1 protein-coding gene is annotated in these 740 nt (G+C 56.5%); it reads right to left on the reverse strand.

The window, feature by feature from the left end; all coding sequences use genetic code 11:
* Nucleotides 1-51: 51 nt before the first annotated feature.
* A partial coding sequence (locus ACR0AG_RS22395; protein WP_480842889.1) for an IS6 family transposase occupies nucleotides 52-740 on the reverse strand: 689 nt, incomplete at its 5' end.

Genomic DNA, 740 nt, shown 5'->3' on the forward strand with positions numbered 1-740 from the left:
GGTATTGCCAAGTTGTTGGCGGCCGATTGTGAAGCATCGGAAAAGGCAGGGTTATGCTGCCATTTCGGCGGTGTAAGCGGACCAGAGGCTGAACGCATCGCTGCGGGCGTGGCGGTATGAGGTTGCGGTGAGTTGATAGCGGCGGGGACGGAATATCAGGTTGATCTGTTCATGCGCGGACAGAAACCTCTGAGCTTGTCGGTGTGACTTGAACCGACCAAACAACTTCTCCCGCTTTCGGGTTGGCCTGTGCGACACTTCGATTGCATTATTCAATCCTTTGTGGGCCCGGTGGTCAGCCTGCGGTGCTAAGGCACTGACGGGCTTGATGTAGCTGCGCAACTTGTCCGTAATCACAACCCTTGGCTCACCAAACTGGGCGACCAATCTTTTGAAAAACCGTTTGGCCGCATTTGCATTTCGCCGGGTTTGAACAAGGATATCGAGAACGTCGCCGTTCGCGTCGATGGCCCGCCACAACCAGTGCTTCTTGCCACGGATCATGATGACAACCTCGTCCATGTGCCATTTGTCGTTCGGCTTGGGGCGATCGCGCCGGATGCAAGCGGTAAAATGCGCGCCGAACCGATTGACCCAGAGCCGAATGGTTTCCCGGCTCACGATGACACCCCGTTCCGCCAAGAGATCTTCCACATCCGCAGTGCTCATGGCAAACCGATGGTATACCCAAACCGCGTAGGCAATGACCTCACGAGGGTAGCGAAAGCCCTTCAGGCGCG

The sequence above is a fragment of the Ruegeria sp. H6 genome, from assembly GCF_056532975.1.